The sequence below is a fragment of the Bacillus sp. ILBB4 genome, from assembly GCF_035064545.1.
GTDB lineage: Bacteria > Bacillota > Bacilli > Bacillales > Bacillaceae_H > Priestia.
The window spans coordinates 1-18,072 of record NZ_JAIQVD010000013.1 but is presented as its reverse complement, the minus strand read 5'-3'; the positions used below and the strand labels follow the sequence as shown (position 1 = coordinate 18,072).

At 38.3% G+C, this 18,072-nt stretch carries 14 protein-coding genes and 2 tRNA genes; 1 reads left to right on the top strand and 15 read right to left on the bottom strand.

Annotated elements, in window-relative coordinates; all coding sequences use genetic code 11:
- Positions 1-36: 36 nt before the first annotated feature.
- The 12 genes from LAV82_RS27900 to sigW all read right to left on the bottom strand — a co-directional run bounded on the left by LAV82_RS27900 (position 37) and on the right by sigW (position 16,428).
- Positions 37-522 carry a VOC family protein gene (locus tag LAV82_RS27900; RefSeq protein WP_013054981.1) on the bottom strand — a complete coding sequence of 162 codons (486 nt, stop codon included), beginning with the start codon at positions 520-522 and terminating at the stop codon, positions 37-39.
- 89 nt (positions 523-611) lie between these two features.
- Positions 612-1,754, bottom strand: a complete 1,143-nt coding sequence (locus LAV82_RS27895) for a mannitol-1-phosphate 5-dehydrogenase (RefSeq protein WP_176586347.1) — start codon at positions 1,752-1,754, stop codon at positions 612-614.
- A 5-nt stretch (positions 1,755-1,759) separates the two neighbouring features.
- A complete protein-coding gene (locus tag LAV82_RS27890) occupies positions 1,760-3,850 on the bottom strand; it encodes a PRD domain-containing protein (RefSeq protein ID WP_328255160.1) in 2,091 nt (696 codons plus the stop codon).
- Positions 3,851-3,910: 60 nt separating this feature from the next.
- Entirely contained in the window at positions 3,911-5,803 is a 1,893-nt protein-coding gene (locus tag LAV82_RS27885; RefSeq protein ID WP_176586345.1) for a PTS mannitol transporter subunit IICBA, read from the bottom strand.
- A gap of 160 nt (positions 5,804-5,963) precedes the next feature.
- Complete coding sequence (locus tag LAV82_RS27880; protein ID WP_211079536.1) at positions 5,964-7,298, bottom strand: SH3 domain-containing protein; 1,335 nt, start codon at positions 7,296-7,298, stop codon at positions 5,964-5,966.
- 144 nt (positions 7,299-7,442) lie between these two features.
- Complete coding sequence (locus LAV82_RS27875; protein ID WP_013054976.1) at positions 7,443-8,159, bottom strand: YebC/PmpR family DNA-binding transcriptional regulator; 717 nt, start codon at positions 8,157-8,159, stop codon at positions 7,443-7,445.
- 893 nt (positions 8,160-9,052) lie between these two features.
- A complete protein-coding gene (gene glmS, locus LAV82_RS27870) occupies positions 9,053-10,855 on the bottom strand; it encodes a glutamine--fructose-6-phosphate transaminase (isomerizing) (protein WP_013054974.1) in 1,803 nt (600 codons plus the stop codon).
- A 430-nt stretch (positions 10,856-11,285) separates the two neighbouring features.
- Positions 11,286-12,632 carry a phosphoglucosamine mutase gene (glmM, locus tag LAV82_RS27865; RefSeq protein WP_013054973.1) on the bottom strand — a complete coding sequence of 449 codons (1,347 nt, stop codon included), beginning with the start codon at positions 12,630-12,632 and terminating at the stop codon, positions 11,286-11,288.
- A 28-nt stretch (positions 12,633-12,660) separates the two neighbouring features.
- Entirely contained in the window at positions 12,661-14,238 is a 1,578-nt protein-coding gene (locus tag LAV82_RS27860) for a CdaR family protein (protein WP_499717412.1), read from the bottom strand.
- Positions 14,231-15,052 carry a diadenylate cyclase CdaA gene (gene cdaA, locus LAV82_RS27855; protein ID WP_013054971.1) on the bottom strand — a complete coding sequence of 274 codons (822 nt, stop codon included), beginning with the start codon at positions 15,050-15,052 and terminating at the stop codon, positions 14,231-14,233. Before cdaA ends, LAV82_RS27860 begins: the two co-directional genes overlap by 8 nt.
- 192 nt (positions 15,053-15,244) lie before the next feature.
- Positions 15,245-15,850, bottom strand: coding sequence for an anti-sigma factor family protein (locus LAV82_RS27850; protein WP_013054970.1), 606 nt, complete (start codon positions 15,848-15,850; stop codon positions 15,245-15,247).
- 14 nt (positions 15,851-15,864) lie between these two features.
- Positions 15,865-16,428, bottom strand: a complete 564-nt coding sequence (gene sigW / locus LAV82_RS27845; RefSeq protein ID WP_013054969.1) for an RNA polymerase sigma factor SigW — start codon at positions 16,426-16,428, stop codon at positions 15,865-15,867.
- Between the two features lie 164 nt (positions 16,429-16,592).
- On the opposite strand from sigW, the gene LAV82_RS27840 reads away from it, so the two are divergent.
- Positions 16,593-16,754 (top strand): Spo0E family sporulation regulatory protein-aspartic acid phosphatase, encoded by a 162-nt coding sequence (locus tag LAV82_RS27840; protein ID WP_499717411.1) that lies wholly within the window; start codon positions 16,593-16,595, stop codon positions 16,752-16,754.
- An 82-nt stretch (positions 16,755-16,836) separates the two neighbouring features.
- Here the strand turns inward: LAV82_RS27840 and rocF are convergent, their stop codons facing one another.
- The 3 genes from rocF to LAV82_RS27825 form a co-directional block, all read right to left on the bottom strand.
- Entirely contained in the window at positions 16,837-17,736 is a 900-nt protein-coding gene (rocF, locus tag LAV82_RS27835; RefSeq protein WP_013054967.1) for an arginase, read from the bottom strand.
- 163 nt (positions 17,737-17,899) lie between these two features.
- Positions 17,900-17,975, bottom strand: a tRNA-Ala gene (locus LAV82_RS27830).
- A gap of 21 nt (positions 17,976-17,996) precedes the next feature.
- Positions 17,997-18,071, bottom strand: a tRNA-Gly gene (locus tag LAV82_RS27825).
- Between the last annotated feature and the right edge of the window lies 1 nt (position 18,072).

The following is an 18,072-nucleotide window of genomic DNA, read 5'->3' as shown; positions in this document are numbered from 1 at the left end:
AGAATAAAAGCTTATCCAAGAAATCTGGATAAGCTTTTATTCTTCTCTATTCCCATACATGAGCTCCGTACTGTGTGAATATAGCTCAATAATATTCCCAAACGGATCTTCGCAATAAATTAAGTAATAAGGTTTTTCAGGTCTTGTATTCCATACTTGGCTGCGCTTTTTACCGCCTGATTGTTCAATTTTATCCGCTAATTTTTCCACGTCATCGGCTATTAAACACATGTGAAAATAACTTTGATACTGCTCATCGCTGTCTTTTAATACAAGCGGCATTTGCGGCTTATTAAATTCAAACAGTTCAATGCCTACCTGGTTGTCAGCTGTCATGTGAGCATTTTTCATTTTTTTGATATGAGACCCCAGTAAATCTTGAGTCATATTTTCAGCTTGTTCTTCCTCCGCATTAAACGTATAGGGACCAGCAATCAGCTTAAAACCTAAAACTTTTTCATACCACTGCACGGCTTCTTCTACATCAGGCACAGCTAACCCAACGTGTGTAATAGCTACCATTTTATCATCCTCCTATACACAAACATTCCCTTTCTGCTAAAAGAAAAACAGCCCATTTAAAATGGACTGTTTACACGCACTAAATTCATTCACGACTTTAAAGCATTATATTGAGCAATGATTTCTTTTGTTAAATCATCACTTGCCTCTAACCCACTAACCTCTTTTAACACGTACTCAATACCATACTCATGAATATTCGCTTGAAGCTTCATAGCCTCTTTATCTTCTTGCGGGTCAAATAAAAGCGCAGCGGCGATAGCCTTTGCCAAGTAGGTGTAAGAAAGGCCCGCTTTTTTTGCTTCTAGCGCTGGACGAATCAAGCGATCCTGAGGTCCAAGCTTGCGAATTGGCGCTCTTCCTACCCTTTTAACTGAATCATTTAAATGAGGATTTTTAAAGCGTTCAATGATTTTAGTAATATAGGCTTCATGTTCCTCTCTATCTAAGTCATATCTTTTAATTAGATAGTTTCCTGTTTCTTGTAGCGTTTGCTGTACTTGTTCGTAAATATCTGAATCTCTTAACGTTTGATCAATCGTTTCTTTTCCTTTTAAATAACCAAAATATGCAATTACCGCGTGTCCCGTATTCACTGTAAATAACTTTCTTTCAATAAAAGGAGCAAGGTCAGGCACAATCGTCATTCCTTCTACAAAAGGAATATCTTCAGGTGCCTCTACTACCCATTCATAATAGGATTCTACTAAAACATCAAGCGAACCTTGGTTATGCTGAATAGGCACGATACGATCTACAGCTGAATTAAAGAAAAAGACCTTATTTATCATATGAGCTTTTGTCTCTTCATCCAGCGCGTCAAAAATATAGCCTTTTAATAAATCTGTCGCAGAGATTTGATTTTCACATGCAATCACATATACATTTTCGTCGCTTGTTTTTACACGTTCAGCCAAACCTTTAGCAATTAAAGGAGCAATTCGCGGCAGAACGTTCGGTCCGATGGCCGTCGTAATGTACGTTGCTTCTTTAATCGCTTTAATGACGGCTTGTTCTTGTGTCAGATTATTTAAACCAGATACGTTTTGAACAGCTAATGTCTCCGCGTGCTCTGCAGCTGTCACTACGTTATACCCTTTATTTGCGTTTAACTGATTAATAACCTTTTCAGCAATATCTACGAATGTGACGTGATAGTTGCTTTGAGAAAACAATGCCCCAATGAATCCTCGACCAATATTGCCTGCTCCAAAATGAACTGCTTGCTTCACAAAAATCATTCCTTTATCAAATTATTTCGAAGGTACTCATGAAACGTATCCTCTAGCTTTTTGCGAATTATCTCTTCGTTCGAAGACGAAAAAATCATCATTGCTTCATGGTCTTCAATTAAACTGGTACTAATTAAACTTAAGATTTCTTGCTGTGCTTCACTTAACTCTTCAGGTGCGAGCATTAATAGAAGGTTACGCGCCTGCATGTTTGTTCCGTCCATACCTTTAACTGTGCAAGGCTGTTCTAAATGTGAAACTTGAAAAATCAGCTCTTTCACGTGATGTTCACGGCAATGGAACAGTGCCATACTCGTTTGCGGAATGCCTAAACCGCCTTTGTTTTCTCGTTCCTTAAGCTGATGAATAACGCAGTTGGCATTGGTTATTAAACGTTCTTTTTCAGCGGCGCGTACTACGTGCGAAATCACTTGATCGTGACTCACTGCATCCGAAAATCGATACATTCTAAGGTTTTGAAGAATTGATTCGATACTTCCATGCACATCTTTAATTTGTTTCATCGTTTCCTCAAAAGACGGCTTTTCTGTAGAAACGGTCTTATTTTTATATTGGAACGAACGATAGTCCTTATCCTTGGTTAACTTTTGAATGTTTTTCTGTAAAAAATTCTGGACGGATTGAATATCCTCTTCGGTTAAGAGTGGATTGACTAAAATGTAATCGACATTTAAAAAAGGCAGTCTTACTGTTGAAATCACTACGTCATACCCTTCAAGCGCGGCTTCTTTGATTTCTTTTACCGATTTAATGACAACTGAATTAATCTCCGGAATCTCTTTACGAATACGGCTAGCTAACATTTTCGAGGTGCCAATTCCAGTTGGACATACAATCAGTGCCTGAATTTCCATGACTTCTTCTTTTAGCACTAACGTTGAACCAAAATGCAAAACAAGATATGCCACTTCATCATCTGGAAAAACTAAATCCGGCAGCTCTTGATCGATACTGTTTCTCACAGCCATAAATAAAACAGGATACTTTTTCTTAATCTCTTCTGTTAATGGATTAAAAAGCTCCATTTTTTGCTTAAGGCGAAAAATTGCCGGTTCCATATGAGCAAGTAACCCTTGATAAAGGGAAAAATCACCGGTTAAGTCGGTGTTAAGCTGAACAGAAACATGGGCAATCATATTCTTAATAATCTGCCCAACCACTACGCTGTCGTAATATACGTCTCTAGTAGTTTGGAATTTTGCTGCACGTAGCCGCACTGCTAAGAAATGAATATCTTTTTCTGTAAAAGAAAGAGAAAATACCCTTTCAATTTCGCGGCAAATATCCTTCATTAAGAACATTTCACTTACCAGCTCTTCCGTTTGGCCGCCGTCGTCTTCTAGATACATTTGCTTTTTCGTTCGCTGTATCATAATGCAAATATGAACAATGAGCCCTATATAATCGCTGTCAGCCAGCTTAGAATGATGCTGATTAATCGCTTGATGTACAATTCGGTCTACTTCTGCCAAATAATCCGGATAAAAATAATGCAAAATTGTTTCATCCGTATGCTGCTGATCTTCTGCTAAAAACAAGCACTCAATTAACTCTTCATTAAAGTGAACAAGAAAATAATTAGCTAATGCTTTCCGTTTATTGGCTTCAGTAGCTTGAACCTCTACTCCCACCCCTCTTTTTCGATGAAGGAGAACGTCAAATGTGGTTAACCACTTTGTTAATTCATCTAAATAAGCAGTTAGTGTAGTGATACTTACTTCTAAGTCTTTAGCCAGCGTTTGTAATTTAAATGAATCTCCTTCTTCTAGAAGAAGAATTAAAAGAATTAATTTTCTTTCCTGTGGAGACTGATCCGTCGTTTTAATCTTCATCAGCTCTTGGATAAGACGAAAAATTTGTTCATTTTTACCTTCAATCATTAGGCCTTCATCTTGTGTACGAATCAGCTCCAAATCAAATTTTTTAAGTATTGATTCAATTGCCTTCAAATCTCGGTGAACGGTTCTTACACTTACATTCAAAAAAGTAGCAAGTGTAAGTGCTGTATGCTTTCCTGCCGTTTTAATAATTAACTCAATGATTGATTTTTCTCTTGAAGTAATAAACAAGAACATCAACTCTTTTCTTATTTATAAACAAAGGATAAAAAGGCATCTCCATGCCTTTCTATCCCGTTAGTTACTTTGAATAATAGCCATTAATTCTTTAGCTGATTTGGCATGAACCATCTTTTCAATATTGTCCATATCAGAACATGTAATCGCGATACCAGATAAAATTTCTAAATGGGTGCCGTCTTTTCCGGCAATTCCAAAAATCAAACGAACTTTCTCACCATCAAAATCAACGCCTTCTGGCACTTGAATCACTGTAAAACCGGATCTTAAAACGTTCTTTTTCGCTTCTTCTGTACCGTGCGGAATCGCTACGTCATTTCCCATATAAGTAGAAGTCATATTGTCGCGATCAATCATCGCTTCAACGTAGTTTTCTTCTACATATCCGCCTTTTACTAACACGCTTCCTGCAAATCGAATTGCTTCTTCCTTAGAAGAAAAGTGCTGATTCAAGAAAACGTTTTCTTCTTTTAATAAACCTTCATTACTATCTGTATTATTTTCTGCAGATACTCTCTTTTCTTCTTCCGCTTTAGAAGTAGTATGATCATTTTTTAGTTGATCAATTAGTTTGTCATATTCCGGACTAGATAGAAAATTATCAACCGAGATATGATACGCATCTGGAACTTTGTTTTGAGCTCTTGGCGTTAGCTCTTCCTGTGTAATAACGATTTGAGCATCACTTGGAATATTACTGATCGCTGTATTCGTTACCGAAATATTTAAATCTGCTTGTTTAACTTTCTTGCGAAGAAGAGAGGCGCCCATCGCACTCGATCCCATACCTGCGTCACAGGCAAAAACAATTTTCTGAACGCTTGCTGGTACTTCGTCTTGCTGTTTTGTAAAGCTTCCTGCTACAGAACTCTTCTTGCCCTTCATCTCTTGCATTTTGCGAGCTGCTTCATCTAAATCTTCGGACTGCTTACCTGTTTTTAAAATGAGTGATCCTACAATAAACGATACGATGGCTGCAACGAGAACACCTGAGATATTTGCAACATAGCTGCCTGCATTACCTGGTGTAGCAGCCAAAATAGCTAAGATACTTCCTGGTGAAGCAACCGCTTGTAAGCCTCCGCCTAAAAGAACAAATGTAAATACGCCGCTCATTCCTCCTAAAATAGCCGCAATGATTAGAAGCGGACGCATTAAAACGTAAGGGAAGTAAATTTCGTGAATTCCGCCAATAAAATGAATGATGGCCGCTCCCGGCGCTGACTGTTTTGCTGTTCCTTTTCCAAAGAAGCAATACGCTAACAGAATTCCTAACCCCGGACCAGGGTTTGTTTCTAATAACAATAGAATGGACTGTCCATTTGTTCGAATTTGTTCTGCTCCGATTGGAGATAAGATACCGTGATTAATAGCATTGTTTAAGAATAAAATTTTAGCTGGTTCAATTAGAATACTTGTAAGTGGAAGAAGGCCATGTGCAACCATCCAATCTACACCCACTACAAGCGCACCTGTAAATCCGTCCACTGCTGGACTAACTCCTAAAAAGGCTAGAATTGCTAGAATTCCTCCAAGAATACCTGCTGAGAAATTATTAATTAACATCTCGAATCCTGTTTTGACTTTACCTTCAATAAACTGATCAAACTTCTTGATGATATAACCGCCAAGCGGTCCCATAATCATAGCGCCTAGAAACATCGGAATATCAGATCCAACGATGACACCCATGGTCGCGATAGCACCTACAACGCCTCCGCGCTGATCGTGTACAAGCTTTCCTCCTGTATAGCCAATTAGCAGCGGAAGCAAATACTTGACCATTGGATCCACTAGTTTGGCAAGGCTTTCATTTGGAAAAAAGCCTGTTGGAATAAATAAAGCAGTAATAAGTCCCCATGCAATAAATGCTCCGATATTTGGCATAACCATTGAACTTAGAAAGTTCCCAAACTTTTGTACAGCTACTTTTATATTAGATTGAGCCATTTGCTCTCTTCCTTTCTCTACGTGATGATACTTTAATCGTAAGAGATTAAACGCTTTCATTCAATGAATAGGAAAACTAACTTTGTCGTACCACAGACAGACAAAGCTTTTAATTACATAAAAAAGCAGCTGAACTGTAAAAGTTCAGCTGCTTTCTAACTTAATATTTATCTAATTCACTTACAGGAGATTGAATAATAACCGGATTTTTCTCTGGATTTAACCATTTTAAAATAGAGACAACTTGTTCTTTAGAAGTAGCCGTACATCCTGCGGTATAATTTGTTCCTACATGGAAGAAGATTGCACTTCCATTTCCTGGCGTTCTAGATTCATTATAATTAATGACAAACCCATAATCGTAAGCCGGGATGTCCATGTTCTCAGCGCTCGTCCAGCGGCCATTAGCCGGCTTTTGCTGCCACGTATTATATAGAGAACTTTTTGAATCGTCTACCCAAACATCATTTGCTGTAATCTTTCGATATGGAAGCTTAGTTCCAGGATTTTCATAGCGTCCGAATGCTGTGCCAATTGTATATTTCCCTGTCGGAGATTCCATATCTCCTTCTTTTTTCGATAAAGCGAATCCTTTTTGCCCAAGTACACCGTTCGCAGTTAAAACTTGCTTCCATTTCCCATCAACTTTTTCAAACGTTTGAATTTTAGCAGACTTCGTATCGTAGTTATCTGCTGTAACCAAGATGACTTGCTGAGCGTTACCTAACGTTTTAAAAGAATCGACTACGAGCTTTGGAGACGCTGTAGCTGAAGCCTGTACATAGTCACTGCTTACATAGCCTGTGCGGCCGTTGTAATTAATTTTGTACCAGCTTCCGCTTTTGCTCACTACAGACAGCTTCTGGCCTTTTGTCACACTTCCTATAGACGCATAGCTAGTGCCCGCTCCGCTTCTTACGTTCAGCGTGCTTGCCGTTACTGTGTACGTTGTGCTTTCTGCTGGCGGCGTTGTTGTTCCTGATGCTTGTACATAATCGCTGCTTACGTAGCCCGTGCGACCGTTATAGTTAATTTTGTACCAGCTTCCGCTTTTGCTCACCACAGACAGCTTCTGGCCTTTTGTCACACTTCCTATAGACGCATAGCTAGTGCCTGCTCCGCTTCTTACATTCAGCGTGCTTGCCGTTACTGTGTACGTTGTGCTTTCTGCTGGCGGCGTTGTTGTTCCTGATGCTTGTACATAATCACTGCTTACGTAGCCCGTGCGACCGTTATAGTTAATTTTGTACCAGCTTCCGCTTTTACTCACCACAGATAGCATTTGATCTTTCACTACGCTGCCGATAATCCCGTAATTCGTTCCCGCTCCGCTTCTCACATTTAGCTTGCTTGCCGTTACTTTATATGTAACTGTCGCTGCATATGCCTTTCCTTGATTTCCCCCAATTGAGCCAAAGCCAGGCGTTACAGCCGTTGCAAGTGCAGCCGTTAACGCCATCCCCACCATTAATTTTTTCAACTGCTTTCCCTCCATTTATCTCTTATAAAATTCTACTATTTTCTATTCTTAATTCATTATCTTACCATATTCCAAACGAAGAAAAAGGGTCAATAGATGCTTTTCACACGGCCTATAAAAAAAAGACAGACCTCTTTGATAGGTCTGCCTCTTTCACTATTATCCTAAATCAACGTTGTGATATACTTGCTGCACGTCTTCTAAGTCCTCTAATGCATCAATCATTTTTTCAAACTGAGCTTGTGCATCTTCAGGAAGAGTGACATCATTTTGAGCAAGCATCGTTTGCTCAGCTACTGTAAATTCCGTAATACCAGCATCGTTGAACGCTTTTTGTACCGCATGGAATTGATCCGGATCAGCATAAACAATTACAGAATCTTCTTCTTCTAAAATGTCACGCACGTCTACATCTGCTTCCATTAACAGTTCTAGCGTCTCTTCTTCATCCTTACCTTCTACACCAATAACAGCTGTTGGATCAAACATGTACGCTACTGATCCGCTTACTCCCATATTACCGCCGTTTTTACCAAAAGCAGCACGCACGTCTGAAGCTGTTCTGTTTACGTTATTCGTAAGAGCATCTACGATAACCATTGAGCCATTTGGTCCAAAACCTTCGTAACGAAGATTATCGTAATTTTCTTCTGATCCGCCTTTTGCTTTTTCAATCGCACGATCAATAATTGCTTTTGGCACATTGTATGTTTTCGCGCGTTCTAATACAACTTTTAACGCTTGGTTTGATTCTGGATCTGGCTCGCCTTGTTTCGCAGCCACATAAATTTCACGGCCAAACTTGGCATATATACGACTTGTATTAGCATCTTTTGACGCTTTCTTTTCTTTAATATTGTTCCACTTACGGCCCATATTGTTTCACTCTCTTTCAAAATTGAATCTAATAAAATAAATAGGCAATGATATATCCGTTTTTATTATACATCAATTCCCTCTTATCTTTCGAGTTTAATACTTAAAAAAGAAAAGCAATCTTTTGGTATATTTCGTTAACTAAATAAATGAGAAAACCATTTGAGAACAGGCTGAATGATTTTGATATACACTTTTTTAAGGGGGTTATATATACATGTCATCCAAAACCAGCGTAAAGGGTAATAGATTATATGAATTCCAATCCACTTAAATCCCTTCCAGAAACAGAAAAAGATACGCTGACAGAATGAAAGCACAGGAAGAACAATTTCATTGTAAAAAGGCAGCACAAGGTATTTCCAAAAAAGATAACAAGGGTAACAAACTAAATACAATATAGGATATACGGCATACCTCCATATAAATCTAGTTATAGGCAAAAAACATCGTTTCCAAACAAAGAGAATACAAGGATATATTATCTCATTCCCTAGCCAAGAAATAGGGTAGACGAACAGAAAACGTATGATGTATATCCAAATGAAATAAAAGATAGGTTGAATGATTCTTTTTCCTATCCACATGAGGGGCTGAGCGATGAAATATATCCATATTTTACAAAAGACTTGAAATACAAAATAAAAGGGAAAATACAACACAAAAAAGATGCCTCGCAACACGTACTTTATACTTTGAGCCAATCCACTAATGCTTTCCACGTCCTTTTTAATAGCTGAGGTTCGTTCCTTTACCTATTTCATTATATAAAATAAATGGAGCAAGCAAATATATTTTTTAGCTCAATGAGACTTATGATAAAAAAAGTGTTTGTTCTCTTTCTCGGATATACAAAAACACCCTTCTATAGTAGAAGGGTGTCTAGAACCTTATTATTCTACAGTAACTGATTTTGCTAAGTTACGTGGTTTATCTACATCACAATCGCGGTGCAGTGCAGCGTAGTAAGAGATTAATTGTAAAGGAATAACCGCTGCTAATGGTGAAAGTGTTTCATGAACTTTCGGAATCACGTAGCGATCTTCTTCTGTTTCTAATCCTTTCATTGAAATGATACAAGGATTAGCTCCACGTGCTACTACTTCTTTTACGTTACCACGGATGCTTAAGTTTACATGCTCTTGTGTTGCTAATGCAATAATTGGCGTATTGTTTTCAATTAAAGCAATTGTTCCGTGCTTAAGCTCTCCTCCAGCAAATCCTTCTGCTTGGATGTAAGAGATTTCTTTTAGTTTTAACGCACCTTCTAAACCTACATAATAATCGACAGAACGTCCAATAAAGAATGCGTTGCGAGTTGTTGCTAAGAATTGAAGAGCAATGCTTTCCATTTCTTCTTTGTCGTCGCAAAGTACTTCCATTGTGTTTGCTACGATTGCTAACTCTTGAACTAAATCAAATTCTAATTCAATGCCGCGTGTTTTTGCTGTTACAGCCGCTAGAATTGATAGCACTGCTAATTGAGCTGTGTAAGCTTTTGTTGATGCTACAGCAATTTCCGGACCTGCATGAAGTAATAACGTATAATCAGATTCACGAGATAATGTTGATCCCGGAACGTTTGTGATTGTTAACGCTTTGTAACCTAGTTCTTTAATTTGAACTAATACTGCACGGCTGTCAGCTGTTTCTCCACTTTGAGAGATAAAGATAAACAATGGCTTTTCAGATAAAAGCGGCATGTTATAAGAGAATTCACTTGCTACGTGCACTTCTACTGGAACCTTCGCCCACGTTTCAATGAATTGTTTACCTACTAGGCCTGCATGATAGCTTGTTCCACATGCTACGATATAGATGCGGTCTGCTTCATCCATTGCTCCTAAAATGTCTGCATCAATGTGCAGTTCATTGTTCTCATTTTGATACTCTTGAATGATTTTACGAACAACTAAAGGCTGCTCATCAATTTCTTTTAACATATAGTGAGGGTACGTACCTTTTTCAATATCACTTGCATCAAGCTCTGCTGTATAAGGTGCTCTTTCTACCACTTCACCATCAAGCGTTTTAATTGTTACGCCTTCTTTTGTAACAATTACTGTTTCTTTATCCATTAATTCTACGTATTGATCTGTTACTTGAAGCATTGCCATAGCATCGCTCGCTACAACGTTAAATCCTTCGCCAACACCTACAAGAAGCGGGCTTTTGTTTTTAGCTACGTAGATTGTATTTTTATCTTTGTTATCAACAAGAGCTAGTGCATAAGAACCGTGAAGCAAGCTCACTGTCTTACGGAACGCTTCTTCTACATCTAAGCCTTCTGCTGCGATTTTTTCAATTAACTGAACGATTACTTCTGTATCCGTTTCGCTTTTGAACGTTACATCTTGTAAATATTCACGTTTCAAAATAGCATAGTTTTCAATTACACCGTTATGCACAAGTGTGAAGCGTCCAGATGTACTTTGATGCGGGTGAGCATTTTCTTGGCTTGGTACACCATGAGTTGCCCAACGCGTATGACCGATACCTGCTGGTGCTACAACACTGTTATCTACTGCCTGACGCAATTCTGCAATACGGCCTTTTTCTTTGAATACGTGTACGCCTTCATTGTTAACAACTGCAATACCCGCTGAGTCATAGCCTCGATATTCTAACTTTTCAAGACCACGTAATAAAATTTCTTTCGAATCTTCTGTTCCAATATATCCTACAATTCCGCACATAGATAAAATCCTCCTTCATGTATGAAAAGAGAGTCTCTTTTCATCATCAATGATTACCATCTCAATGCTTTTGTACAATAAGTCACCTCATTGTTTTTCACATCAAGTTTTCGGCCGTGATAATCAACAACCGGGAGGCATCCGCCGATACTTCGATAAACCTCCTCCTCGTCAACTAAGTCGTTTCCGTCCCTTTACTTAGTTCAGGCGCTTTGTATTCACTTTTAAAATAGATTGTTCACTCCTTTACATAAATTAAGAGACGAACAGATTTAATATTACAATAAGAAGTGAGAAAACGTCAATTATCTTCTTTATTATCTGCAAAAACAGCCTTTGGCATCAGATAATTTCCAAGAATTTTTCTCAACAATATAAAAATATGCATAAACGGCTTGAAACGTCACCGCTTATGCATATAATTAATGAATTACTCTAAGCCCATTTCTTCTTTTACTACTTCTACGATACGCGTTACATAAGTTTCACATTCTTCTTGTGTTTGTGCTTCAACCATCACACGCACTAACGGCTCTGTTCCTGAAGGGCGTACAAGTACTCGGCCATTACCATTCATTTCTTTTTCCACTTCTTCAATAACCACTTTTACCTTCTCGTTATCTGTAACATGATGCTTATCTGTTACTTTTACATTTACAAGAAGCTGAGGATATTTCTTCATTTCAGCTGCTAATTCTGATAAAGGCTTTTTCGTTGCTTGCATAATGTTTACAAGCTGAATAGCTGAAAGCATACCGTCACCTGTTGTGTTGTAATCTAAGAAAATAATATGACCTGACTGTTCTCCACCTAGGTTATATTGATTAGCTTTCATTTCTTCCACTACATAACGGTCGCCCACACCAGTTTGTGCACTTTCAATCCCGCTAGCTTCTAGTGCTTTATAGAAGCCTAAGTTACTCATAACGGTAGAAACAAGCGTGTTTTTCTTTAAACGTCCTTGTTCATACAAGTATTTTGCACAAATGAACATGATTTGATCACCGTCTACAATCTCGCCTTTTTCATCGATTGCGATTAAACGATCTCCGTCTCCATCAAATGCTAACCCAACATCTGCTCCTTTTTCTTTTAAGAAGGCACTTAATGCTTCCGGATGTGTAGATCCTACACCGTCATTGATGTTTAATCCGTTTGGAGATGCCCCCATTGTAGAAATATCTGCATCTAGATCTGCAAATAAATGTGCTGCTAAAGATGACGTTGCCCCGTGCGCACAGTCTAATGCCACATGAATACCTGAGAAGTCTTCATCAACCGTTTGTTTTAAGTATTGAAGATATTTTTGTCCACCTTCGAAGTAGTCATTTACCTGACCTAAGTCTCCCCCAACAGGTCTTGGTAATTGATCTGTGTCACTATCCATTAACGCTTCAATTTCATTCTCTTGGGCATCTGAAAGTTTAAATCCATCTGGACCAAAGAATTTAATTCCGTTATCTTGAACTGGGTTATGCGAAGCAGAGATCATGACTCCTGCTTGTGCGCCAAGTGCTTTTGTTAAATACGCTACCCCTGGAGTTGAAATAACGCCTAGTCGCATAACTTCTGCTCCAATTGAAAGCAATCCTGCAACAAGCGCTCCTTCTAACATATGACCAGAAACGCGTGTATCGCGTCCGATTAATACTTTTGGTCGCTCTGAATCTTTTGTTAGAACGTAACCACCTAAGCGTCCAATTTTAAAAGCAAGCTCAGGAGTTAATTCACTATTGGCAACTCCTCGTACTCCGTCTGTTCCAAAATACTTACCCATTAATTTTCTCTCCTTCATGTCAAAACATTTAGTTTCCTGATGTATTATCTGTCTGTCCATCTACGGGTGTAGAATTTTCATCACTTTGATTACTACTGTCGTCACCAGTTTCTGTACTATCTGTTGGTGTATCTGTATTGTCTTCAGGTGTATCAGTCTCTTCGCTTGGTTTATCAGCTGAATCACCTGAATTTCCCGTCCCAGGATTTGTTCCTGATCCAGTTCCCGTGTCTGGCTTTGTTTCTTTATCGCTCGTACTTCCACTTGTTTCTTTATCGCTCGTACTTCCACTTGTTTCTTTATCTGTTTGCTCATCATTTGTCCCTGATTGTTTTTTCGCTGTTACACGAACTTTTGCCTGTTTAGTCGATAGAGTTGATGTAACGGAGTCGGGACTATTTATTATAATAGGAACCGTGTGCTCCCCGGCAGATAAATTCCCTACATTCGCTGACAAGCTAATGCCGCTTTTCGTCAACTTATCTAAATCAGATTTTGGTCCTTTTACATCCGCATCTACTGAAGTAGGAGAAAGCAGTTCATACGTGTACTTTGAGGATTGACCAGTTAAAGAAACCGGTAAATTCTTAAATGACTTAGTCTCAGCTGCACTTGCGTCCGTTTCTTCTGCGTCTTTCTCATCACCTTGTTTGTCTACTTCCACATGAACGGTAATTTGTTTAGGACTTACACTATCTATTCCGTCTGGAACAGGGACGTTCACCTTAATATCTTTAGATTTCGTAATACCGGTAACATCGACTGGAATATTATCAATTTTATCGATTTTTTCTAAAGAATCAGATGGACCGATAATTTTCACTGTATCTGTTTTAGGCTCTAGCTTCGTAATGTTGACACCGTCGCCTGGCGTGCCTTCTTGAATCACATCGATCGGCACTTTTTTACTAATATTTCTCACTGGGATTGTTACATTGACCGTTTCTGGTTGAACTGTTACATTCAATTTATTTAAATTCTTGTCTAGTGCGACAACAGTTGCTTGTTTCGTCACTGTTTTTGAAGCATTATCTAAATCAATAATAGCTTTCACATAAGCAACTTGATCTAATTGACTTGATGCGCCCGTTACCGTGACGGCTCTTGGACTAACGGTTGCTTCCCCTGCTTCATATCCATTCTTGACCTTGTTTTTATCATAGCTTGCCTCTACTGAAAACTGTTTTGAATCGCGTTCTTCAATTGTTACGTTTACAATATCAGGCTTAACCACTACGTTTAAATTATCAGAGATATTTCGATACTGAACCTTGACTCTATGCTGCCCTAAGCTTAAATTATCAAGGTCAATATAAGCTTGATAATCTTTTTGTAACTTTGTTTGAGCCAAAATATTTTTAGGACCTTCCAGTGTCATAATAACCGTATCCGGAACACCTCTTACAATTCTGTTCTTCTCATTATAGGATACTTGAACTGGAACATCTGTTAATGTTTCTACTCCAGTGTTGGCAGAACTGCTTCGGTTCAGAATCTTATTTGATGAACTGGCACCATCATCTAAATTAACAGATAAATATAACATGAAGGCTAACAGCAACGCGATAATTTTCATAACCCACGATCGATTCATCAATTTATCCATTCTTCTTCAACCTCCATTGCCAACGAGTGGAAGAAGTTGCTTTAGAAGTTGTGACTAATTCTTTTTCTAGCATTTCTCTCAATGTATCAATTGTCAATTCACGATACAATTCACCATTTTTGGTAACGGAAATGCCTCCAGTTTCTTCAGATACAATAACAGTCACACTATCTGTTACTTCACTTATTCCTACAGCAGCACGATGGCGAGTACCTAATTCTTTTGAAATAAAAGGACTTTCAGATAAAGGTAAGTAACATGCTGCAGCGGCTACTTGATCCCGCTGTAAAATAACCGCTCCATCATGAAGTGGTGTATTTGGTATAAATAAGTTGATTAATAATTCAGAAGAAATATTCGAGTTGAGCGGTATACCTGTTTCAATATAATCACCCATACCCGTCTCTCTTTCGATTGAGATCAATGCACCTATGCGTCTTTTAGCCATATAATGCGTTGCTTTTATAATCGCCTCAATCGTAACGGTACGCTCATCTTCTTCAGGCAAATTACTGCGTGAAAACAAACGTCCTCTCCCAAGCTGTTCAAGCGCTCGGCGCAGCTCTGGCTGGAAGATAATAATGATAGCTAAAAACCCATACGTTAACGCTTGGTCCATTAACCATTGCAGCGTATTTAGTCCAAGGAAGTTACTTATAAAGCGAACAACTAAAATCACCGTGATTCCTTTTAAAAGCTGTACTGCTTTTGTACCTCTTATGACCATAATTAATTTATATATGACGAACCATACCAGGAGAACATCAACAATTTTTCCTAAATATGAGAGGATTGGCAGGTCTCCAATAGGCATCTTCTCACTTCCTCTATATATGTAATAAAGATAACATAACCGTTTTATTATACCATAAAACAAAATTACACTGTAAATTACATCTTATTTTTAAATCCTTGTTCCTATATAATGTAGCCTTCTTTTTATATAAATAAAACCGTCCACTGTTCCTCTCTAACAAGATAAGCGGACGATTTTATGTTTCAACTATTAAAAGTCAACAGCTTGTTTGGCATGAGTTTTGACGTTATACCATACCCAGTCAAAAATCTTGTCTAACTCTTCAATATTGCCTGTCACTTCTCCTGCAGAAGCTAGATACTTATCACCATGTATAACAGTAACGTTTCCATCTACTTTTCCTTCAATTTTAATATCGCCATTTCTCACAGTAATATCACCTTTGACGGTCTCACCTTTTGGTACAACGACTGTTTTATCGTGAATGACCAAGTTCGACTGCTTTGAAACAGAAAAGTCTTCATCCGTTTCCCAAGCTGAAAACACGGTGCCGGACATTAACAGCACAAATACAGCAGCTGCACTAAGAATCGGGTGGTTTGTAAACCATCTATTCATTCGAATTCGATTCTTCTCACGTGGTAACCCAGCCATGACACCTGCTGTAAAGTTCATAGGTAATTCTATATGAGAAGTGCTTTGCACAAATGCAATGGTTCTTTTTAACTGATGCATATGCTGCTGACAATCTTTGCATTGATGCAAATGCTCTTTTAATAACAGTTCATTTTCTTTTGTAATATCTCCATCTAAATGCTCATGAATGAGATTTACATACATTTTTGGACATTTCATTCTTAGTTCACTCCTTACAAGTGGCGAAGTCGATTTCTTAAAGCTTCACGTCCTCTATGAATTCTAGTCTTTACCGTACCAAGAGGCAGGTCTAAAATATCGCTGATTTCTTTTAACGACAGCTCATCTATATATTTTAGGACAATGACAGTTCGATATTTCTCAGGTAGCTTTAATATTTCCGACTGAATGAATTCTTGCAATTCTACTTGCTCTAGTTCTTCCTCTGGTAAGGCCTGATCGGCAGCTATTTGAGAGTACATATTTAACCCGTCGGTCCCGGCTACTTCTGCATCTAAATAATAGTCTGGCTTTTTTTTACGAATTCGATCAATACAAAGATTTGTAGCAATTCGATATAACCAGGTGGAAAATTTTTTACTCGTGTCATAGCTATGAATATTTACATAGGCTCGAATAAACGCTTCTTGGGCAGCGTCTTGCGCTTCTTCCCGGTTTCCTAACATTCGATAACATAGATGAAAAAGTTTATCCTTGTGATATTCTACTATGTCAGCAAACGCATCCTGGTCACCTTTTTTTACTTTTTTTATTTTTCTTTTTAATAATAAATCCATGTAACGGTTACCTCCGCCCATTGCGGGATAGTATATATACGTGTACTTTATCATAAAGTTTCACTTATGCTTAATTATTTTAACAAAAATTTGTCAAATACGTTTAAAAAGATCGTACGTAGGTTATGTAATTAGTATAGATGAAAAGAAGAGGAGTGGAAAGCTTGACTCATATAAAAGAGAACCTTTTGAATCAAATTGAAGAATGTAGAAATAACATGGTCACTCTTGCAGCAGAAAACCCTTTATCATCACTAACAGTAGTGAGAGTAAGTTCAGAGCTAGATGGTTTATTAAATGAATATGAAAAGTTTTTCTCTATATAAAGAAGCTCTCGAATCCGAACTAAGAGCTTCTTTTTTTTATCTTCATATATATTTCATGTACCTTTTGGTAGGTACTAATGTTTTATACTAATTTCTCTCCTAAAAGTGAGCCCATTAATGCAACAGCTACGGTAGCTGTTTTGTTCCGTTCATCTAAAATAGGATTCACTTCCACAAACTCAGCAGAAGTGATTAGCTGAGATTCTGCTAACATCTCCATAGCTAAATGACTTTCTCTGTAGCTTATTCCACCGATAACTGGCGTTCCTACTCCAGGTGCATCATGTGGATCCAACCCATCTAAATCGAGTGATAGATGAACGCCATCTGTTTTATCACGCAAATATAAAATTGTTTCTTCCATTACTTTTGTCATACCCATTCGATCTATCTCATGCATCGTATACACTTTAATCCCTTTTTCCTTTATTAACTCTTTTTCTCCTTCATCTAAAGAACGTGCTCCGATAATCACAATATTTTCCGGCTTGACTTTAGGTGTATAACCACCAATTCGAGTCAATGCGTCGTCTCCTATACCTATACTTGCCGCCAATGGCATACCGTGAATATTTCCTGAAGGAGACGTATCTGCTGTATTCAAATCTCCGTGTGCATCATACCAAATCACGCCCAAGTTTTTATAATGACGACTTACTCCTGCTAGTGTTCCGATAGCGATGCTGTGATCTCCCCCCAGTACTAAAGGAAACCTTTTATTTGTAATAACATCACTTACGGTCTGAGCAAGCCTCTCGCTAGCATCTGCTACAGCTTTTAAATTCTTTAAGTTTGTATTTTCATCACTATGTACTCGTTCAGCTAAGGCAATTTCAATATTCCCTTTATCTTCTACACTATATCCAATATTCTCGATGCGTTCAATAACACCTGCATATCGTATCGCACTTGGCCCCATATCGACCCCTCGGCGAGTTTGACCTAAATCCATTGGTACTCCAATAATTGAAAGCTTATTCATAATATGTCCCCCCATCACAAATGTTGCTACTCTCCTATTGTAACGGCTAAATGAGCGATGGCTCAACTCGACACTTTTTTGAATATATATACAATTCTAATTTGTAGAAACTACATAAAAAAACCTTTAAGCAATTTGCTTAAAGGTTGTATGTTTATATGTATGGTGGAGCCTAGCGGGATCGAACCGCTGACCTCCTGCGTGCAAGGCAGGCGCTCTCCCAGCTGAGCTAAGGCCCCAATATCTTTTTTATATAGAAATGGAGCGGAAGACGAGGTTCGAACTCGCGACCCCCACCTTGGCAAGGTGGTGTTCTACCACTGAACTACTTCCGCT

Bases quoted from the DNA above. Each gene is read 5' to 3' on its own strand.
- LAV82_RS27875 (WP_013054976.1), bottom strand. From the start codon at position 8,159: ATGGGCCGTAAGTGGAACAATATTAAAGAAAAGAAAGCGTCAAAAGAT.
- LAV82_RS27880 (WP_211079536.1), bottom strand. From the start codon at position 7,298: ATGGAGGGAAAGCAGTTGAAAAAATTAATGGTGGGGATGGCGTTAACG.
- glmS (WP_013054974.1), bottom strand. From the start codon at position 10,855: ATGTGCGGAATTGTAGGATATATTGGAACAGAAGATTCGAAAGAAATT.
- sigW (WP_013054969.1), bottom strand. From the start codon at position 16,428: ATGGATTTATTATTAAAAAGAAAAATAAAAAAAGTAAAAAAAGGTGAC.
- LAV82_RS27900 (WP_013054981.1), bottom strand. From the start codon at position 522: ATGGTAGCTATTACACACGTTGGGTTAGCTGTGCCTGATGTAGAAGAA.
- LAV82_RS27890 (WP_328255160.1), bottom strand. From the start codon at position 3,850: ATGTTCTTGTTTATTACTTCAAGAGAAAAATCAATCATTGAGTTAATT.
- cdaA (WP_013054971.1), bottom strand. From the start codon at position 15,052: ATGCCTATTGGAGACCTGCCAATCCTCTCATATTTAGGAAAAATTGTT.
- LAV82_RS27885 (WP_176586345.1), bottom strand. From the start codon at position 5,803: ATGGCTCAATCTAATATAAAAGTAGCTGTACAAAAGTTTGGGAACTTT.
- rocF (WP_013054967.1), bottom strand. From the start codon at position 17,736: ATGAATAAGCTTTCAATTATTGGAGTACCAATGGATTTAGGTCAAACT.
- LAV82_RS27860 (WP_499717412.1), bottom strand. From the start codon at position 14,238: ATGGATAAATTGATGAATCGATCGTGGGTTATGAAAATTATCGCGTTG.
- glmM (WP_013054973.1), bottom strand. From the start codon at position 12,632: ATGGGTAAGTATTTTGGAACAGACGGAGTACGAGGAGTTGCCAATAGT.
- LAV82_RS27850 (WP_013054970.1), bottom strand. From the start codon at position 15,850: ATGAAATGTCCAAAAATGTATGTAAATCTCATTCATGAGCATTTAGAT.